Consider the following 18,432-nt stretch of genomic DNA (forward strand, 5'->3'; position numbering starts at 1 on the left):
TATGTATATGTAAATCATATGTATGAGGTGTATATAATGGACATCCGGCAGTTAAAGTATTTTGTGACGATCGTTCAGGAAGAACAAGTAACCAAAGCCGCAAAAAAATTACATATGGCTCAACCCCCCCTTAGCCAGCAACTTAAATTAATGGAAATGGAAATCGGTGAAAAACTTTTCGATCGGAATGGAAAGAAACTTGAACTCACTGAAACTGGCAAGGTCCTATATAAAAAGGCCGAAGCTCTATTAAACCAGTTTGAAGAATCACTACTGGAAGTTAAGGAAGTCAGTAAAGGGGTACAGGGCACTCTTTCCATAGGGTCAGTAAAAACTTGCTTTTCTTACATTCCGCAAAGGATGAGGGCCTTTAGAGTAAAATACCCTGACATACGCTTCAAGTTAATGGAAGGTGATACGTTCCGTTTGACAGAAGGCTTAATAAACAGGGAAATCGAGTTGGCCATTGTACGGCTTCCAATTAACGGTAAGCAATTCTCAGCGATTAACCTTCCGCCGGAAGATTTTGTGCTTGTCACCCCAAAAGATTGGGATATCCCAGACTCCATCGAATTTAAACAAATTAAGGATTATCCCCTCCTATTGCTGCATAGGGTAAGCGGACAGGGAACTTATGAACTTATAGTGGATGAGTGCTTCAGACATGGGTTTGAACCGACGATTGTATGTGAATGTCCTGATGCTGCAATGATTTTATCTTTGGTGAAGGAAGGAATAGGCGCTACCATCATGCCACGAACCACATCCAAATCGTTTTCAACCCAAGGTATTAAAATAATCGAATTGATAGATTGTGAAGTACAATCGGAAGCCGCCCTTATTTGGCTCGAAGAACGCTATCTTTCCAAAGGCGCCGTCAAATTTCTAGAAACATTTTCTGAATGAATGGCCAGTTATCCTTGAATATTAGTATATTAGTTCATCTGTACCTCTTTCTAATCTTTAGTGTTTGTTTGAATTTCTTTATCCAATGAAAAGAAAAAAGCAACCTATCATTTGATGGCTGCTTTTTCAAATCCATTCATAAGTGCGATGAACTGCGCTTTATTTATAGGCATGCTTTCACATCATTCAATGTCGCAAAACCCCCTTAACATCATGACCGGTGTTGGACTTTACGAGGATTTCATTATAATTGTCTTCTGTAACCGTTTTCAACGCTGTCCTGCGGTTACCGAACAGGGCACCTAAATAGCATGCGAGGAACCCAAGCGGAATGGAAACGATTCCTGGTGAATTCAAAGGAAAAATCGGGTCACCTGTCATAATGGTGGCTCCGGGGGCCGGGTTCCAGACATTTGGACTTAGAGCCACGAGCAAAAGCGTACCAATAAGACCTGTCATCATACCGACTATCGCTCCGGTTTTATTGAATTTTTTCCAATAGATCGTAAGAAGGATTACCGGCAAATTCGAACTAGCCGCCAGTGTAAAGGCAATCGATGCCAGAAACGCTACATTGAATTCCTGCAGACCTAATGATAAAACGATCGCAAGTGCAGTAACACCAACTGATGCCCATCTAGCCATCGTCATTTGCTGTTTTTCCGTCGCCTTTCCATCTTTTAATATTTCATTATAAAAATCATGTGAAAAAGCCGTAGCACCCGTTAAAACGATTCCCGCAACAACTGCGAGTATCGTTGCAAAGGAAACGGCCGCAATAAATGCGAATAAGATGTCCCCGCCCACAAGTTTTGCCAATAAAGGTGCAGCCATGTTACCCGCTGGATTAGCGGCCATGATATTCGATGTTCCAACCAACTTCGCAGCACCGAATCCGAGAAAAATGACCATGATATGAAAAGCACCCATAATCCACATCACCCAAACAACAGACTTTCTTGCCACTCGTGCATTCGGGACAGTCAAAAAACGTATTAAAATGTGAGGTAGACCTGCCGTTCCCAGAATTAGTCCCAGTGATAAGGAAGCTGCATCCCACCCACTGGCATATTTAATACCTGCTTTCAGGTAATCTGCACCCATGGGTGTCGCCGTTTTCATATCAGTGAAAATTCCGATGAAACTAAAATTCAATTTCCACATGACGATCATGAATAATATAAACACTCCGCCTATCAGCAGGATAGCTTTAATGATCTGCACCCAGCTCGTCGCCGTCATCCCCCCAAATAGAACAAATACCAACATGACAATACCTACGATGATGACAGAAATATTATACGGGATGTCTAAAAGCAATTTAAATAAAGCACCTGCCGCAACAAGTTGCCCCAGCATGTACATGACTGATATCACCAAGGTATTAAATGCGGTCACTCCCCGGACCTGTTTATATTTAAACCTTGTAGTCACCATATCAGCCAATGTGTATTTCCCCAAGTTCCTTAAAGGTTCAGCCACTAGGAATAACACGACAAGAAATGAAACAAGTGCTCCATACATCAGGAAAAATCCATCATACCCCGTTAAGGAAAATGCCCCAATCAACCCTAAAAACGTGGAGGCCGACATAAAATCCCCGGCCAATGCAAGTCCATTTTGCCTAGCGGTCAACCCTCCCCCGGCCGTATAAAAAGAGCCTGCCGTTTTAGTTTTTTTGGAAGCGAAATACGTGATGAAAAGGGTACCTATCGACATTAGCGCAAAGAGAATAATAACTGTCCAATTCATGATTCAAAGCCCTTCTTTCTCGATGATTTCTTTTATTTGTTCATCGATTCTTTCTGATTTCCTTACATATATGCTGCAAACCCATACAGACATAACCGTAATGGAGACACCGTACACCCACGCCCAGGTTATGTCTCCTATGAAAGGGTGATCCAGGATATCTGTGTAAAAAACTAAGAAGGGCAAAAGCAGGGAATATCCCATAAAGAAAATCGTAAAAGGGATAACGAATTTCTTTTTATCGGAAAGCATATTCTGAAACTCTTTGGAGGCAACAATCTTTTCATAATCCACTAGATTAGTTTGTTCCGATTCATCAAGGTTTTTTTCCAACCGAACCATTTCTACACACCTCTTCTGATTTTTATTTTTGCAAGGACGGTACTAGTAGTGTTGAGTCTCTCCAATGTCAGCCGCTTTCTTCAATGGCACATATCCCCTCCATCCCAAAATCCAAACAAACTCATCTGCACAAAGAGGTCTAAAGCCCATTCCCTAAGCTTTCCGTACTCCTTTTGTCTAACCGTGACGCTCACAGGTAGGGCAGCAGTAAGTTCCCACTGCTGCCCTGTCCCAGACCATATCTTTTTTAGAAGGCTTGCACTTTCGTAATAGACTTGGCTCGCATATCCGTCATCTGTTTCGACTTCATTATCCTTTCACTTTTCCATTTGATATGAATCTTTTTTCCTTCCAAGGGAAGAGAATCATTGAAATGTAAGTGCCAACTCTCATGAAATGATCCGTCCATTGTTTGATAGGCAATTCCCTCATAAACATTTCCTTCGTTCTGGATTTCGATTAAATAAACTCCTGGCGGGGGTTTCAGGAATGCTTCCGATAATGTAACGATGACGTGTTGATTTTCCTTGGAATGGAATGTTCCTTGACTTTCAAAGTATGTGCCAAGGAATGACGGGATATCTGCGAACCGACCTTCTGCAATCAAGTTTCTAAGCTTAGTGGAACTTACTTTTTCATGATCAATTTCAAACTTCTTCATTTCCGTCACTTCAAAAAATCGCTTACCTTCGATTTTCAGCGTTTCCATATTCCCTTCCCCTTTATGTCCATAGCGGAAATCGAATCCAGCCACGGCATGTTTGCATTTAAATCCACATAGATAATCCTCGATAAAACCAGTAGGTGAAAGATGGGCAAATGCGGAATCGAAGTTCACGACTATCAAGGTTTCTACACCTAAATCTTGCATGATTTTTGCTTTTTGCTCTAAAGGAGTAATATATGTTTGGGGTTGAGCGTTTCCTATGATTTGCTTTGGATGCGGAAAAAATGTCATGACTGCCAATTTCAAATCTTGCTGTATGGCAATCCTTTTGGCTAGATTTATCAATTCTTGATGGCCAAGATGAACTCCGTCGAAAAATCCAAGAGCCAGCACACACGGTTCTGCTACTGCTGTATATATACTGGAAAGTGGGTGCTGAACATGAATGATATCCAAATCCATCTTCCTTCCTTTGCTTCTTGAAAGGTTACATTATAAACTCTGTAAACGGACCTTCCATAATCCAGCAGTTTCCATCAACCATTCACCCGTTCTGTTCCCTTAAATGGTGACAATTGGTCTTGGAATATGCACTAGCGCCATATCCTAATGACCAGGGGAGTCAATGTATGTTTTTAAGAACGTTCGATCATTCATCCTAAATCCCGCTTCTATATGATGAATTCAGGCTTGCTTTTTGCCAGAATCGGTTCTTTAAGAGGAACTTCTTCACCTGATATTATATCAAGTACGGCAGATGCCTCATCAAACCATGAATCCGGCGCTTTGGCTCCCCAGAATGTTTGGCGTCTTGGGTCATTCAAATCCCAATGAATTGGTTCGGTATCCGGGTCAGCTGTTAAGTAATCCCCATTGTATAATTCGATCCTGTGACCGTCCGGGTCTCTTAAATATAGGAAGAATGCATTGGATAGGCCGTGCCTTCCTGGTCCGCGTTCGATGGACTCGGCATATCCCAGTGATGCCAGTACATCACAGGCATGGATAAGTGCAAGGGGGTCAGGCAGAAAGAAGCCTACATGATGAAGTCTTGGACCGATTCCGTTCATGAATGCCTGGTCATGGACCGTTTGCTTTCTATGTAGCCACGTTGCCCATAATTTGCCCGATTCATCCACTGTGTCTTCCGAGCAGGCAAAACCTAATTCTTTCACATAAAAATCATGGGCTTTTTGCACATTTGGTACACAACAATTCACATGATCGATTCTTTGGACCCTTGAACCCCTATGCATATCGAATCGTTGAAGCAATCTCTCGGCTTTATCCATTTTGCTGAAAAACTCCACTGGCAATCCTGAAATATCCTGAACTCGTAGCGACTTGCCTAGTGCATGCTGTGTTCCTTCCTGCATCCACTTCATTTTCATTCCCTTGGACAGGAAAAAAGATTCCAATTCTTCAAGGTCTTCCTCTTTTTCAACCTTGTATCCTATTGCTTCAACGCTTGGCTTTTCTGCCTTTTGCAAGATAAGCGAGTGATGATGCGCTTCCTCTAAACCACGTAAATATATGTGATCATTCGTTCTTTCCGTTTCAATGAAACCTAAAGCATCCACATAAAAGGCTCTTGATTTATCTAAATCTGTTACATTAAGTATCGTTCTCGCAACACGAATAATAGAAAAATTCATAGTATTCTCCCCTTCTTTAATGAAACACGGATTATTTTTCAGCAGAAGAAACGGCATTCCGTTTCACGTCTCCAAATTTTGGAATGTGATGTTCGCCAATTGCTACGTGGATAACTTGTGTTTCCGTATAGAATTCAAAGCTATAATGGCCACCTTCACGTCCTACCCCACTATATTTCGATCCTCCAAATGGTATCCGCAGATCCCTTACGTTTTGGGAATTCACCCAGACCATCCCGCTATCTACAGCCTGTGCAAATCTATGTCCACGTTTCATATCATTGGTCCATACATAAGCAGCGAGACCATACTTTACATCGTTAGCCATTCTCAGTACTTCCTCTTCAGTCTTGAAAGGAATGACTGCCATGACAGGCCCAAAAATCTCTTCTTGTGCTACCGTCATCTCATTTGTACAGTTCAAGAGAAGCGTCGGGGCAATATAATTCCCTTCCTTGAACGCACTCGGTATGGCACCGCTTACGATTTCCGCCCCTTCATCTTTTGCTATATCCAGATAACGGGAGACATTATTAAAATGGTTACGATGGATCAGCGGTCCGATTTCCGTTTCTGGCTCCATTGGGTTTCCAATTTTGATATTGTGAACACGTTCCTTCAACTCTGCAACGAACTGGTCTATTATCGATTCATGGACAAATAATCTGGAATTGGCTGTGCAGCGCTCCCCATTAAATGAATAAATTCCCCAAACCACAGAATCCAGGGCTTTTTCTAGATCGGCATCTTCAAAAATGACCGCTGGCGATTTACCTCCGAGTTCCATGGAAAAACGTTTCATTGTATCCGCACCATTTTTAATGATTTCAGCGCCAGTCGTCGTTTCTCCGGTAAAGGATATCAATTGGACTTCAGGATGGGCAACCAAGGACGCCCCTGCTGTTTCCCCAAAACCGTGAACGATATTGAATACGCCTTTCGGCAGACCGGATTGGTCAATGATTTGTGCCAATTTATTGGCAGTCAGTGGGGACCACTCCGCCGGTTTAAGGACACATGTATTACCTGTAGCCAGGGCCGGGGCGATCTTCCAGGTTTCTAACATGAATGGCGCATTCCAAGGAGTGATTAATCCTGCCACTCCTATCGGTTTATGGATCGTATAATTGATGAAAGTGTCATCCACTTGATACGACTCTCCTATTAGCCTGCTTTTCACCATCTCAGAATAAAAACGGAAATTCTCCGCTCCCCTTGCCGCCTGTTTTTTTGTCTGGCTAATCGGCAACCCTGTATCAAGGGATTCCAAAAAGGAAATTTCTTCTGCATTTTCTTCAATTAAATCAGCAATCCTATTAATGTACTTCAATCTTTCTTCCACTTTCATCGTTCTCCATGGGCCATTATCGAATGCAGCTCTTGCGGCAGCTACCGCTTGATCAATATCCTCTTTAAACCCTTCTGCCACATTATTGATTGCTTGATTATTAAAAGGGCTTAGATTTTCAAATGTTTTTCCTGAGATACCATCGACAAATTGACCATTGATGTAATGCTTGACATCTTGCACGGGAAAAGTTTGCATGATAAATCCTCCTTTAAAAAATAATTTTGGGAAGATGACAATAATCGATTAGATTTGTGCAATCTTCCCAATCTAGCAATTATGACTGGATTATTTGGTCAATCAACCCGTATGATTGAAGGGTTTCACGCAGTTCTTTTTCCAATGGTTCCGAAGGCGGTCCCATAGGCGGCCTTAATGCAGGATTGATTTTCCCCATCATCCCCATCGCAGCTTTTAATGGTCCTGGATTGGTTTCTTTAAACAAGACATCATTCAATGGCATTAATTTGTAATGGAGGTCAAGTGCCTTATCCACATCACCCTCCACCCAAAGGTTATAAATTTCCGCAACTTCTTTAGGAGTGATATTTGCAGTAGCACTTATATGTCCTGCCCCTCCAATAGCCAACATTGGATAGCATAATAATTCGATGCCCGAATATAAGAGAAAATCCCTTCCGCAATTCAATAAGACACGGTTCACATGTTCGAAATCTTTATTAGATTCCTTTACACCAATAATATTTTTACAATCTTCAGCAAGACGTGCCAATGTCTTCACTTCTAAATTCGTCGCCGTTCTTCCGGGAATGTTATAAACGATAAGCGGGATATCAACAGAATCGGCTACCGTTTTAAAATGATTGTAAAGTGCCTGTTGATTCGGTTTATTGTAATAAGGAACGATGACTAAAGCAGCATCCGCGCCCATTTCCTGTGCCCTTTTTGTCAAATGCAACGTTTCTTTCTGATTGGCAGATCCAGTACCTGGTGCAACTGGAACACGGGCTTTTGCTGCTTTAATAGCCGTTTCCATCACTAATTCCCGTTCCTCAATCGTAAGTGAACTCGGCTCGCCGGTAGTACCGCATACCGAGATTCCATGGGAACCGCTTTCAATGTGCCAGTTTACTAGATTTTCAATTGCCTTTACATCAACTTCCATCTTTTCATCAAACGGAGTGATAACGGGAGCGATGGATCCTCTTAAACGACTTTTGATTTCCTCGTACATTTTTTCTACCACCTTTTAATTATTGGAATATTCGGAATAATTCAAGTGAAAAAATCGGCTTTGCTTTTATGAATAATCGATCGACTATTATAAAACAAAGCCTAGGTCATCAAAGTGCCTGATCGTGTTTAGTTTCCGCCCTCTGCTTGAATGTGCTGATGGCATTCAGTTTATGCTTTCTCACCAATGATTCAATTTCTTCAAAAGATGCTTTTTCCTTTAGAAGCTTTATGATGCTTTCATGTTCGCGAATCGATTGGACTGCGCGTTGCGGAACCATGGTGAACATGGACTTTCTGACCCTATTCATTCTTTGTTGCGCCTGTTTAATTTCTTCCTTTAAAAAGGAATTTCCGCACTTTTCATAAATTTCCGCATGGAAACATTCGTTTAACTTACCAAACAGCTCTAATTCAAAGTTATGGAGGGCTTTTTCCATTTCTTTGTTTAAATTAATTAGATTTTCAAAATCATGATCATTCATAGTTAAAGAACTTAAGGCAGCAGCATATCCTTCAAGCAAAGATAAAACAGAAAGAGTTTCAATGTATTCGCTCTCATTAATGCTTGTAACCACCGCTCCACTATAAGGCTTATATTGAATAAGGCCATCAGATTCCAGTTGTCTGATCGCTTCCCTGACAGGAATCGGACTTAAACTAAGTTCTTTTGCCGTTTGATCGATAATGATCCGCTGTCCAGAACCATATGTTCCATCCAAAATTAATTTACGAAGGTGCTCATAAGCTATTTGCTTTTTGCTGGGGTTTTTGTTTTTCTCTTCCATATTTTCATCATATATGAAATCATATATGATTGCAATCGATTTTTATTAGAAATCATATATGATTTTTACTTTTCTTTACAAGCTTGTTTTGCCATAAATAATGACCTTTTCCTTTGCCATAGTGAAGTGAGCTAAAACGCTTATCATGTCTTCTTCCCGAAAGTGCTATATCGAAATACAAACAAAAAAACCTGCAGACCCTGATGTAGCCAGGTGGTCTGCAGGTTATTAAAAAATTATGCCATTTTTGATTTAACGAATGAATGTATTCTTTCAACTGCTGCTTCCAGCAGCTCCAATGAAGTTGCATAAGAGAGTCTGATGTTATCGGGTGCACCAAACCCTGAACCTGGAATTACAGCCACTTGAGCTTCTTCCAGCAACGCAGTCGTAAATTCCTCGACATTGCTGTACCCTGTTAATTCAACTGCACGTTTAACGTTCGGGAATAAATAAAATGCCCCTTGTGGTTTAATGCAGCTGATCCCTGGAATTTCAACCAATTTATCATATATCTTATTCAAACGGCCTTCAAATGACTGACGCATTTCTTCAACAGGCTCCTGTGTGCCTTCATAAGCGGCAATCGCACCATATTGAGCAGTTGTGGTAGGATTGGATGTGCTATGGCTTGCAAGGTTCGTCATTGCTTTAATGATGGACTCATCACCGGCTGCATAACCAATTCTCCAGCCAGTCATCGAATGCGATTTAGAAACACCATTGATGATGATCGTTTGCTTTTTCAATTCAGGTGAAATCTCTGCAATGGATGTATGTTTAGCATTTCCATAAACCAATTTTTCGTAAATTTCGTCGGAAACGATCAAGATATCATGAGCCAGGCAAACTTCCCCGATAGCTGCCAATTCTTCCTTGGAATAAAGCATGCCCGTTGGATTGCTTGGAGAGTTGATGATAACCGCTTTCGTTTTTTCGGTAATTGCTTGTTCTAATTGTTCTTTAGTGATTTTATATTGATTTTCTTCCGTACCGACTACATAAACTGGTATACCGTCAGCAAGCTTGATTTGCTCAGGATAGCTAACCCAATATGGTATCGGAACAATGACTTCATCTTCTTCATCCAGGATAGCTTGAAACAATGTGTAAAGCGCGTGCTTTGCACCTGAGCCAACTACAATTTCAGACGGTTTGTAATCCAAGCCTTGATCACGCTTCAATTTAGCCGCAATTGCTTCTTTTAGCTTCGGCAGACCAGCGGATGGCGTGTATTTAGTTTGACCTTCATTCATGGAAAGCAGTGCTGCATCTATGATATGTTTGGGCGTATTATAGTCTGGTTCACCAGCACCCAAACCAATTATATCTAGACCTTGGGCCTTAAGTTCCTTTGCTTTTGCCGTGATGGCCAATGTTGTTGATGGCGTTAATGACTGAACGCGGTTCGCTAATTTCATTTTAAATTAATCCTCCATTCTAAATGCTTCGATAATACTTCAACCATTCCCCAGTTTTAAAATCATAATAGTCATAGTTAAAACGCTCGGATTCATCAAGATACGTTACTTCCCAAAGCGGAACGTTCTTTTCCATGCCTAGCTTAACCGAAATGATTTTTTGGGGATTAAGGTTTTCTTTGACAATGTTTAAGATTTCTTGTTTTGATTTACCATCTTTATAGTTTTCCACTACTATTTCTTTCTTCTTGTCCTCAGGAAGCCAGACTATTTTTTTAGTCCCTTTTTCTCCCTTACCAATGATTACAGAGTATGAATCCTGCCCATTATAAAGGTAAAATTCTTCCATGGTCACAAGGCCGCCCTCTTCCTTTGCCTTTTTGAAAGCTTCATTACCAGCCTCTTTTTTAGGCTGCAACGCTTTAATATATGCCCCGCTGACAAATCCGATAAAACAAAGGACCAGGATAGAAGCAATAATCAACCATTTTTTCAAAGCTGCTTTTCCTTCTTTCTATGTACGATAAATTGTAAATATCGCTTTTTCTTGATCTTGGGAATCCAGTGCCAGGCCGAACATTAAGTCATCTTTTTTCAATGTTCGATTCAAAGAATCCACAATTTTATACAGATCAGGAGAATGTTGCAACCTGACTGTTGAAATTACTTCGATTTTACTTTCCATGAAAACGCCCCTCCATTTTAATAATTTGTCAACAACCACTGGTATGAATAGGATTTGAAGGCTTTACCACCTATCACATTATACCAGCTCAAAGATTATTTTTCTTTATAAATTCTTAAAAATTCATTTTAGATTAAGAATGATTTAAAGATTCTTTAAATCCACTCTTCTATCATTTCAGCCATTTCTGTTATTGAGGCTTGGTGCCAGTCCACTTCCGGAATGGCCTTTTGAAATTCAGTTCCATATTTGGCAGTGATGATGCGGCGATCAAGAATTACCAAAATCCCTTTATCTTTTGGAGTGCGTATAAGCCTGCCGAAACCTTGCCGGAACCTTAATAGGGCTTCAGGTAATGAATACGCAGAGAAAGGATTGCGCCCTTGCTTCTCGAGAAGTTGGCATTTTGCAGCTGTCACTGGTTCATCCGGTGGCGAAAAAGGAAGCCTGACAATGATTAAACAAGATAAATCCTCGCCGGGGATATCGACGCCTTCCCATAGGCTGGTTGTCCCAAACAGGACGGCTTTCTCGAAGTTTTGGAAATTCCTGAGCAGCCTCATCCGGCTTCCGCCAGAAATCCCCTGGGCAAACAGCGTGAACTCATCCAGTACGCCACTGTCTTTGATGGAATGATAGGTTGCCCGCAGCATTTCATGCGAGGTGAATAATACCATCATTCTCCCTTTCGCTGCCTGAGCGGCAGCAATAATATGATTTGCCGCTGTTTCGGAGAATTCCTCCACCGATAAGCAATTGATATCTGGTAGATCATTTGGAACCAGTACCTTTACGAGTTCCTTATATGGAAAGGGTGAAGGTAAACTTGCTGTCTGCATTGGCTCATTCTCTAAACCGAGTTGTTCTTTAAAATACTTAAAAGAATCCTTCACCACGAGGGTTGCCGATGTCATGACCACACTCTTTTGGCGCCCGAAATAGGAATCCCATAGCCGTTTACTTCCTGCAATCGGCTGAACCGTCAAAGTCACCCCATGCTGGGGTGCTGCATTCGTATAATCAAGCCAATAAATATTTTCTTCATGCGGCTTGATGAAAAATTCATGCAAGGATTCCCTGGTATCCTGTAAATTTCCAAGCAGCACCTCGATATCATTCAAGTGAAATAATGAATTTTTTCCTAAGGGGGACTGATTATTCAATAAAAGGGCCAATCTTTTCTCTAACTGCGTGATGATGTATCCTAATAAATCCACCAATCGCTCAGCGACCAGAATCGCTTTACCCCATCTTCCATCATCTATTTTGAATGAAAGCCGTTTCGGACTCATGGAACGTGAAAGTTTTTCCGCCTGATTGGAGATATAATAAAAAAGCTGTTCGAATTCATACGAAAAATCACTAAGCTTTTGATCTAATTCATGCGTAGACTTCCCATCCGTCAGTCCATTATTTAAGAGCATCCTGTCCAATTTATATAATAATTGCTTTTGATCTGATGTCCCTAGTCTGTTCAAAACCGTCTTCACCGAAATGTAATTAAGCCTGCTCCCAAGCTGTTTAGATGCAGCCTGTTCCAAATGGTGTGCTTCATCGAGAATCAAATACCCTTTTTTTGGAATCAAGGCGTCTTCTGTAAGCAGATCCGTCATTAAAAACGAATGGTTAGTAATGATGATATCCGCCTTGGCGGCTGTTCTTTTTGCCCGTTCAAAAAAATCCAATTCAAGCCAGGGCTGTTTTAAACCGGCGTATGTAAGACCATCACTTTGAAGCCTATTCCAAAATAACTGACCGCCGCTAGTGAGATTCAATTCATCTTTATCGCCTGTTACGGTTTCAGTGAGCCAAACCAATATCTGCATTTTTGTTAATGCCGTTTCATAATTATCTTCCTTTTCACGCAATGCCCTTTCGAACTTTGCCAAGCTCAAATAATTACTTCTCCCCTTAAGTAAAACAGCTTGAAATGTAAAGGGAAGGATTTTCTTAAGCTTAGGAACCTCGTTTTGAAGAAGTTGATCCTGTAGCTGAAGCGTATACGTCGAAACGACAACAGGTTTATGATGTTTTTTTGCAAAATAAACAGCCGGAAGCAAATAGCCTATGGATTTTCCAATACCTGTCCCAGCTTCAATGATTGCATCCTGGCTGGATTCGAAGGAATGGTGAATCATGTTCATCATATCAAGTTGTCCGCTTCTTGCTTCAAAGGCAGGGAATGCACTTTGAAGCATGGCTATTTTTTCCTCATCATCGAGCGGGAATTTCGATTCCGTGGCTTTATGATTACCTTCGTCTTCGGCCTTTTTAAATGCAAGGCCCCTATAAGTAATAAGATCAGGTGAATGGACTTCTGCTTTAGCAAGTTTGCTTGCAATGCAAGCATCTATTAATTCGGAAACCTCACTTTGTAAGGAATAAGATAATCGATATAACTGTTTAAGTGTCATGACTGGAAGGTTCATCAGCTTTTTTTTCAATTCCAACAATAATAAAGCGGTGGCATATGCATCACTATCCGCTTGATGGGGCCTGGAATGATCCAGGTTTTCTTCTTTAGCCAGCTGGTGCAGCTTATATCCATCGGATGTTGGTTTTAATATTTTCGCTAACTCTACTGTATCAAGGGTGGAACCATAAAACGGCTCAAACCCGCATCGTACTAGTTCTTCCTGTAAAAAAGATAAATCAAATAAAACATTATGGGCAACAAAACAAGCCCCTTCTATAAGCCGGGCAATATTTTCTGCAACATCTTCAAAGTCAGGTGCATTTTTTACCGTCTCGTTGCTTATTCCGGTCAATTCTTCAATAAACAAGGAAATTTCCTGTCCAGGGTGGATGAATGTCGAGTATTCATCCACAATTTGGTCGTTTTCGATGACCACGCCAGCAAATTGTATAATCCTATCTCCTTTTTTCGGAGAATTCCCTGTTGTTTCCAAATCAACCACTACATATCGTTGCATCATGAATTGTACACCTCAAACTTCGCTTTCTCCACTTCCTGATGGAATTCTCTTATCTTTTTTATACCATAATAATCGTAATAAAGGAAACAAGCCGTTCATCAAAAGACTAAAAGGGCCGGCAACTGTATGCATGATTCATGCACATGTGCCGGCCCCCCGCTTACATGATTGTAGCTGCAGGTTCGTTTGAAATCAAATCAATGATTTTGTTGTTTTCATCCATGATCGCAACTTTTGGTTTGTGCTCTCCCAGTTTATCCTCTGAAACCATTACATAAGAAATGATTATCACGATATCATCCGGCTGCACCAGTCTAGCTGCCGCTCCATTCAAACACACTACACCGCTACCCCGTTCACCCGCAATCACATACGTTTCAAGTCGTGCACCATTATTATTATTCACGATGGCGACTTTTTCGTTAGGCAGAATACCCACCGCATCAATTATGTTTTCATCAATCGTAATGCTGCCTACATAATTCAAATTAGCTTCAGTTACCCGTGCACGGTGAATTTTTCCATTCATCATCGTTCGAAACATCTCAATTCCCCCTGATTTTCATGAATTATTCTACATATAAGGTGATATTATCAATTAGTCTTGCATGCTTGAACTTTACAGCCAATGCAATGATGACGTTTCCTGCAAGCGATTCAAGTGGTTTAAGTTCCGGATATTGATAGACTTCAATATAGTCGATCACTCCACTTGTTTGGGCAGCAATATGTTCTCTTACTAAGGCCGTGACGGTTGCTGCATTTCTTTCACCTGATTCAACCGCCTCTTTGGCCTTTAATAAACTTTGGTACAGCTCTTTAGCCTCCATGCGCTCTTGATCTGATAGGTTAACATTTCGCGAGCTCTTTGCTAACCCATCTTCTTCGCGAACGGTATCTACAGCAACAAGCTGGATAGGGAAATTAAAGTCTTTGATCAGTCCATCTATCACGGCGACTTGCTGTGCATCCTTCTTACCAAAGTAAGCTCTATCAGGAAGGATGATATTGAAGAATTTCGTTAAGACCGTCGCTACACCATCAAAGTGTCCAGGCCTTTGTCTCCCGCATAAAACATCCGTCCTGCTTTGGACAACAACCTTCACAGATGGTTCTTCACCGTACATTTCGTGGACTGTTGGATAGAAGATATAATCCACTCCGCCATTTGCTGCGACATTTTCATCCCGTTCCAAATCCCGTGGATATGTTTCAAAATCCTCATTAGGTCCAAATTGCATCGGATTCACAAAAATACTCAATACCACAATATCATTTTCTTTGCGGGCCTTTTCCAAAAGGGTTGCATGCCCCTCATGTAAAAACCCCATTGTCGCTACATAGCCAATGCTTTTGTGATTGTTTTTTTCCTCTCTGAGTGCCAGTTGCAAATCAGCAGCTGATGTAAAAGTTTTCATCTTTTCCCTCCATAAAGTTCAGAAAGCTGCTCTTCCTTCATTGTAAAAGTATGTTCTTCCGACGGAAAATCTTTAGATTTCACTTCATTCACAAAGCTTGTAATCGATTGACCAATCAGTTCATTTGCATCTCCATAAACTTTTACAAATTTCGCTAGCCGGTCTACCCCATACTTGATGACATCATGGTAAACGAGGACTTGGCCATCCGTTTCTGCGCCTGCCCCAATTCCAATGGTTGGAATTTCCAGGTTCCGTGTGACGAGTTCCCCCACTTGATGTGGAACACATTCAAATACTACTGCCATCGCCCCTGCCGCTTCACACTTTTTCGCATCTTCCAAGAGCTGTGCTGCACTTTCGGCATCTTTTCCTTGCACTTTATATCCGCCCAGAACGCCGACTGATTGAGGAGTCAAGCCAAGATGGGCTACAACAGGGATGCCCGCCTTCGTCAACGCTGATATTTTTTCAACAACATCATCCGCGCCCTCAAGCTTCACGGCATCCGCATGACCTTCCTGCATGATTCGGGCTGCATTCTTGAGTGTTTCATCCATAGATAGGTGATAGCTCATAAAGGGCATGTCCGTCACGACAAATGTATTTGGTGCCCCGCGTTTTACTGCCTTTGTATGATGGATCATGTCATTCACCGTAACTGGAATCGTTGATTCATATCCCAATACGACCATTCCTAAAGAATCGCCGACTAAAATCATGTCCACACCTGATTGTTCGGCTAACTTTGCTGACGGGTAATCATAAGCCGTCAGCATGACAATTTTCTCTTGATTTTGTTTCATTTTCAAAAAATCTCCGGACAATTTCATTACGTTTCCTCCTTTTGATGGAGGAGATGAAAACATCAGCGAAAACTGGTGTCTATACATTCATGCGCAAAAAAAAGACTGACTAAAAAAGTATCTGTTTCGCTACGAAAAATGGCTTAAAAAGCCAAATATCGACACAGACTTATCTTTTAGTCAATCTTTGTTTCATCAGAAGTTTCATCCCTCCGTCCCCGTCCAGTTCTCTGGATCAAGGCAGATTTTCAAATAATTTGGTATTTATGGGGGTGCAGTTCACATTAGATACTGCCCACTTGCATTATATCAAGCCAAATTAAAAATTTCTATTTAATTTTCACGAATTTGACAAAATCTACTGAATTTCAATATCTGCAGAATATATCGAGTGTACGGTTCCTTTTCCGTCTTCAAGAAGTAAAACGCCTGAATCCGTTATGCCCAATGCTTTTCCGACAATCGTGTCATTAACGGTACTGGCTTTGATAACCTGGCCAAGACTGATCGCATAACTTTCCCATAAATCCTTTATTGGCATGAAGCCTTGATCTAAATAGAGTTCGTACAAATTTTCGAGACGGAACAATGCTCGTTGAATGACCTTGGACCTTGAAACCGTCCCTCCACTTTCTATGAGAAGGGAAGAAGCCTTTTCCTGCAGTTCTTCAGGAAAATCCTCCAATTGCTGATTGATATTCATTCCAATTCCGACAATGACAGAATGGATTCTATCTGACTCCGCCTGCATCTCCGTCAGGATGCCCACCACTTTCTTGCGATTCACCAAAATATCATTCGGCCACTTTATTTGTGGCTTCAAATCAGTGGTATCCTCTATAGCCTGAGCCACAGCGACTGCTGCCAATAATGTAAGTTGCGGAGCCTCATGAATCGGGATTTTCGGTCTTAGGATCAGACTCATCCATATGCCGCTGAATTTCGGGGAATGCCAAGATCTCATTAGCCTTCCTTTTCCGGATAACTGCTCCTCGGCAACGACGAGGGTTCCCTCCTGAACGCCTTCATTTGCTAGTTGATGCGCAATTTTTTGAGTGGATTCTACAGTTTCCTGATAGTGGATCATCTTGCCGATCGTTTTTGTTTCCAAGCCAAGTTGTATTTCGCTCTCTGACACTTTTTCCGGAGCTGATATGATCCGGTAGCCTTTTTTCCTAACGGCTTCCACGTTATAGCCTTCACTGCGCAGGTCTTCTATATGCTTCCAGACAGCTGTGCGCGAACAGCCAATGTATTCAGCAATTTCCTGACCGGATATGAACGCACCATCCGCTTTCGAGAGGGCTTCCATCAGCTTTGTTCTTAACTCAGATTGCATTTCACCAGCCACCTCTTAATTTCTTCTTTATCATTTCTTAATTCTTCATTCAAGACCGCTTTCAATATTTTTTCCAAGTATTCTTTGACCCATGGACCTGGCTTTTCTTGATTCCAATTCAATAAATCCGTCCCCGTAACGGCAAGATCCGACATTTGTTTAATAATAAGTTCATTGTAGCGCCGATGTGCATTCTCCTCCGCATCCGATACATTACCGCCAGTCAGGGCCGCCTTGACTTTAGCAGCTTGTACAGTTACGCCATGACCTGCCTGAAATACATCGATGGCTGATGGTTCTTTCTTCACTAGCTGTATCGTACGTTGAATGTTTCTTATCGTTTTCAGTGGCAGCTTCCATGACCTCAAAGCCTTTTCCAGTTCCTGATCCTTTGTGTGAACCATGATTATAGACCATATTTCTGCCGCTTTTAGCTGATGAAGAGGCAGGTTCAGTAAGTCCATTAAATGATCTTTTTTACTGGAGAATAGAGGCAGGTATTGATATAATCCGCTTTCCAGCAAGAGTGAGAAAGCCCTTATCTTATTGGAGCCGGCCACTAGCTTCTCAAATTCAACCAGGATTCTTTCGACAGCGATTTCACTGATGATCTGGGCGTTCTCTTTAAGGGAATCAAAGGTTTCTTGATCCAGGTCAAAATCAAGTTGACTGACGAACCTTAAAGCACGCATCATTCTCAATGCATCCTCATGAAACCTTTCATGCGGGTTGCCAACCGTGATAATCCTTTTTTCTGTCAAATCACGCTTACCATTAAATGGATCGATGATCTTTCCGGTCTTGTCCATTGCCATTGCATTCATCGTAAAATCTCTTCTTTGCAAATCCTCAGTCAAAGAACGGACAAATTGTACAGAATCGGGTCTGCGAAAGTCCGAATACCCGCTTTCCGTTCTAAACGTCGTAATTTCGTATGTACCTGTATCCGTAATGACAAGCACTGTTCCGTGGTCGATTCCAATATCAGCCGTATTAGGAAAAATCCTTTTGATTTCCTGGGGTGTTGCGGAAGTGGCAATGTCCACATCGTTTATGGGCCTGCCAAGGATATAATCCCTTACAGAGCCGCCAACGAAATAAGCCTCGTATCCAGCTTCTTCAATCACTTCAAGAATGGGTACTGATTTTAAGAATAACCGATCCATCAGCATCCC

The 18,432-nt window shown here is 41.5% G+C and carries 17 protein-coding genes; 1 reads left to right on the plus strand and 16 read right to left on the minus strand.

Annotation, left to right across the window (positions count from 1 at the left end):
* The first annotated feature begins 36 nt into the window (after window positions 1–36).
* Complete coding sequence (locus FNK51_RS12605) at window positions 37–906, plus strand: LysR family transcriptional regulator (protein WP_181762249.1); 870 nt, start codon at window positions 37–39, stop codon at window positions 904–906.
* 186 nt (window positions 907–1,092) lie between these two features.
* Here the strand turns inward: FNK51_RS12605 and FNK51_RS12610 are convergent, their stop codons facing one another.
* From FNK51_RS12610 to FNK51_RS12685, 16 genes are all read right to left on the minus strand, one after another.
* The gene (locus FNK51_RS12610) at window positions 1,093–2,658 is read right to left on the minus strand and encodes a solute symporter family protein (protein ID WP_098370748.1); all 1,566 of its coding nucleotides are present in this window, start codon (window positions 2,656–2,658) and stop codon (window positions 1,093–1,095) included.
* 3 nt (window positions 2,659–2,661) lie between these two features.
* Entirely contained in the window at window positions 2,662–3,000 is a 339-nt protein-coding gene (locus tag FNK51_RS12615) for a DUF485 domain-containing protein (protein ID WP_052137282.1), read from the minus strand.
* 247 nt (window positions 3,001–3,247) lie between these two features.
* Window positions 3,248–4,129 carry an FAD synthetase family protein gene (locus FNK51_RS12620; RefSeq protein ID WP_141993550.1) on the minus strand — a complete coding sequence of 294 codons (882 nt, stop codon included), beginning with the start codon at window positions 4,127–4,129 and terminating at the stop codon, window positions 3,248–3,250.
* A 209-nt stretch (window positions 4,130–4,338) separates the two neighbouring features.
* The gene (hpaD, locus tag FNK51_RS12625; protein ID WP_141993551.1) at window positions 4,339–5,322 is read right to left on the minus strand and encodes a 3,4-dihydroxyphenylacetate 2,3-dioxygenase; all 984 of its coding nucleotides are present in this window, start codon (window positions 5,320–5,322) and stop codon (window positions 4,339–4,341) included.
* A 31-nt stretch (window positions 5,323–5,353) separates the two neighbouring features.
* A complete protein-coding gene (gene hpaE / locus FNK51_RS12630; protein ID WP_141993552.1) occupies window positions 5,354–6,868 on the minus strand; it encodes a 5-carboxymethyl-2-hydroxymuconate semialdehyde dehydrogenase in 1,515 nt (504 codons plus the stop codon).
* A gap of 79 nt (window positions 6,869–6,947) precedes the next feature.
* Window positions 6,948–7,865 (minus strand): 2,4-dihydroxyhept-2-ene-1,7-dioic acid aldolase, encoded by a 918-nt coding sequence (gene hpaI / locus FNK51_RS12635; RefSeq protein ID WP_098370752.1) that lies wholly within the window; start codon window positions 7,863–7,865, stop codon window positions 6,948–6,950.
* 109 nt (window positions 7,866–7,974) lie between these two features.
* The gene (locus FNK51_RS12640) at window positions 7,975–8,652 is read right to left on the minus strand and encodes a GntR family transcriptional regulator (protein ID WP_098370753.1); all 678 of its coding nucleotides are present in this window, start codon (window positions 8,650–8,652) and stop codon (window positions 7,975–7,977) included.
* A 236-nt stretch (window positions 8,653–8,888) separates the two neighbouring features.
* Window positions 8,889–10,073 (minus strand): pyridoxal phosphate-dependent aminotransferase, encoded by a 1,185-nt coding sequence (locus FNK51_RS12645; protein ID WP_141993553.1) that lies wholly within the window; start codon window positions 10,071–10,073, stop codon window positions 8,889–8,891.
* A 19-nt stretch (window positions 10,074–10,092) separates the two neighbouring features.
* Complete coding sequence (locus tag FNK51_RS12650; RefSeq protein ID WP_141993554.1) at window positions 10,093–10,569, minus strand: cell wall elongation regulator TseB-like domain-containing protein; 477 nt, start codon at window positions 10,567–10,569, stop codon at window positions 10,093–10,095.
* Window positions 10,570–10,587: 18 nt separating this feature from the next.
* Entirely contained in the window at window positions 10,588–10,758 is a 171-nt protein-coding gene (locus tag FNK51_RS12655; protein ID WP_065310840.1) for a YpmA family protein, read from the minus strand.
* 155 nt (window positions 10,759–10,913) lie between these two features.
* A complete protein-coding gene (dinG, locus tag FNK51_RS12660) occupies window positions 10,914–13,694 on the minus strand; it encodes an ATP-dependent DNA helicase DinG (RefSeq protein WP_141993555.1) in 2,781 nt (926 codons plus the stop codon).
* A 160-nt stretch (window positions 13,695–13,854) separates the two neighbouring features.
* The gene (gene panD / locus FNK51_RS12665) at window positions 13,855–14,238 is read right to left on the minus strand and encodes an aspartate 1-decarboxylase (RefSeq protein ID WP_098370757.1); all 384 of its coding nucleotides are present in this window, start codon (window positions 14,236–14,238) and stop codon (window positions 13,855–13,857) included.
* Window positions 14,239–14,263: 25 nt separating this feature from the next.
* Window positions 14,264–15,112, minus strand: a complete 849-nt coding sequence (gene panC / locus FNK51_RS12670; protein ID WP_098370758.1) for a pantoate--beta-alanine ligase — start codon at window positions 15,110–15,112, stop codon at window positions 14,264–14,266.
* A complete protein-coding gene (panB, locus tag FNK51_RS12675; protein WP_098370759.1) occupies window positions 15,109–15,945 on the minus strand; it encodes a 3-methyl-2-oxobutanoate hydroxymethyltransferase in 837 nt (278 codons plus the stop codon). Before panB ends, panC begins: the two co-directional genes overlap by 4 nt.
* Window positions 15,946–16,276: 331 nt before the next feature.
* Window positions 16,277–17,257, minus strand: a complete 981-nt coding sequence (locus FNK51_RS12680; RefSeq protein ID WP_098370760.1) for a biotin--[acetyl-CoA-carboxylase] ligase — start codon at window positions 17,255–17,257, stop codon at window positions 16,277–16,279.
* On the minus strand, window positions 17,242–18,423 hold the full coding sequence (locus FNK51_RS12685; RefSeq protein WP_141993556.1) for a CCA tRNA nucleotidyltransferase: 1,182 nt from the start codon (window positions 18,421–18,423) through the stop codon (window positions 17,242–17,244). Before FNK51_RS12685 ends, FNK51_RS12680 begins: the two co-directional genes overlap by 16 nt.
* Between the last annotated feature and the right edge of the window lie 9 nt (window positions 18,424–18,432).

It is taken from the genome of Bacillus sp. B4EP4a (assembly GCF_006680105.1).
GTDB classification, from domain to species: Bacteria; Bacillota; Bacilli; order Bacillales; family DSM-1321; genus Peribacillus; species Peribacillus simplex_E.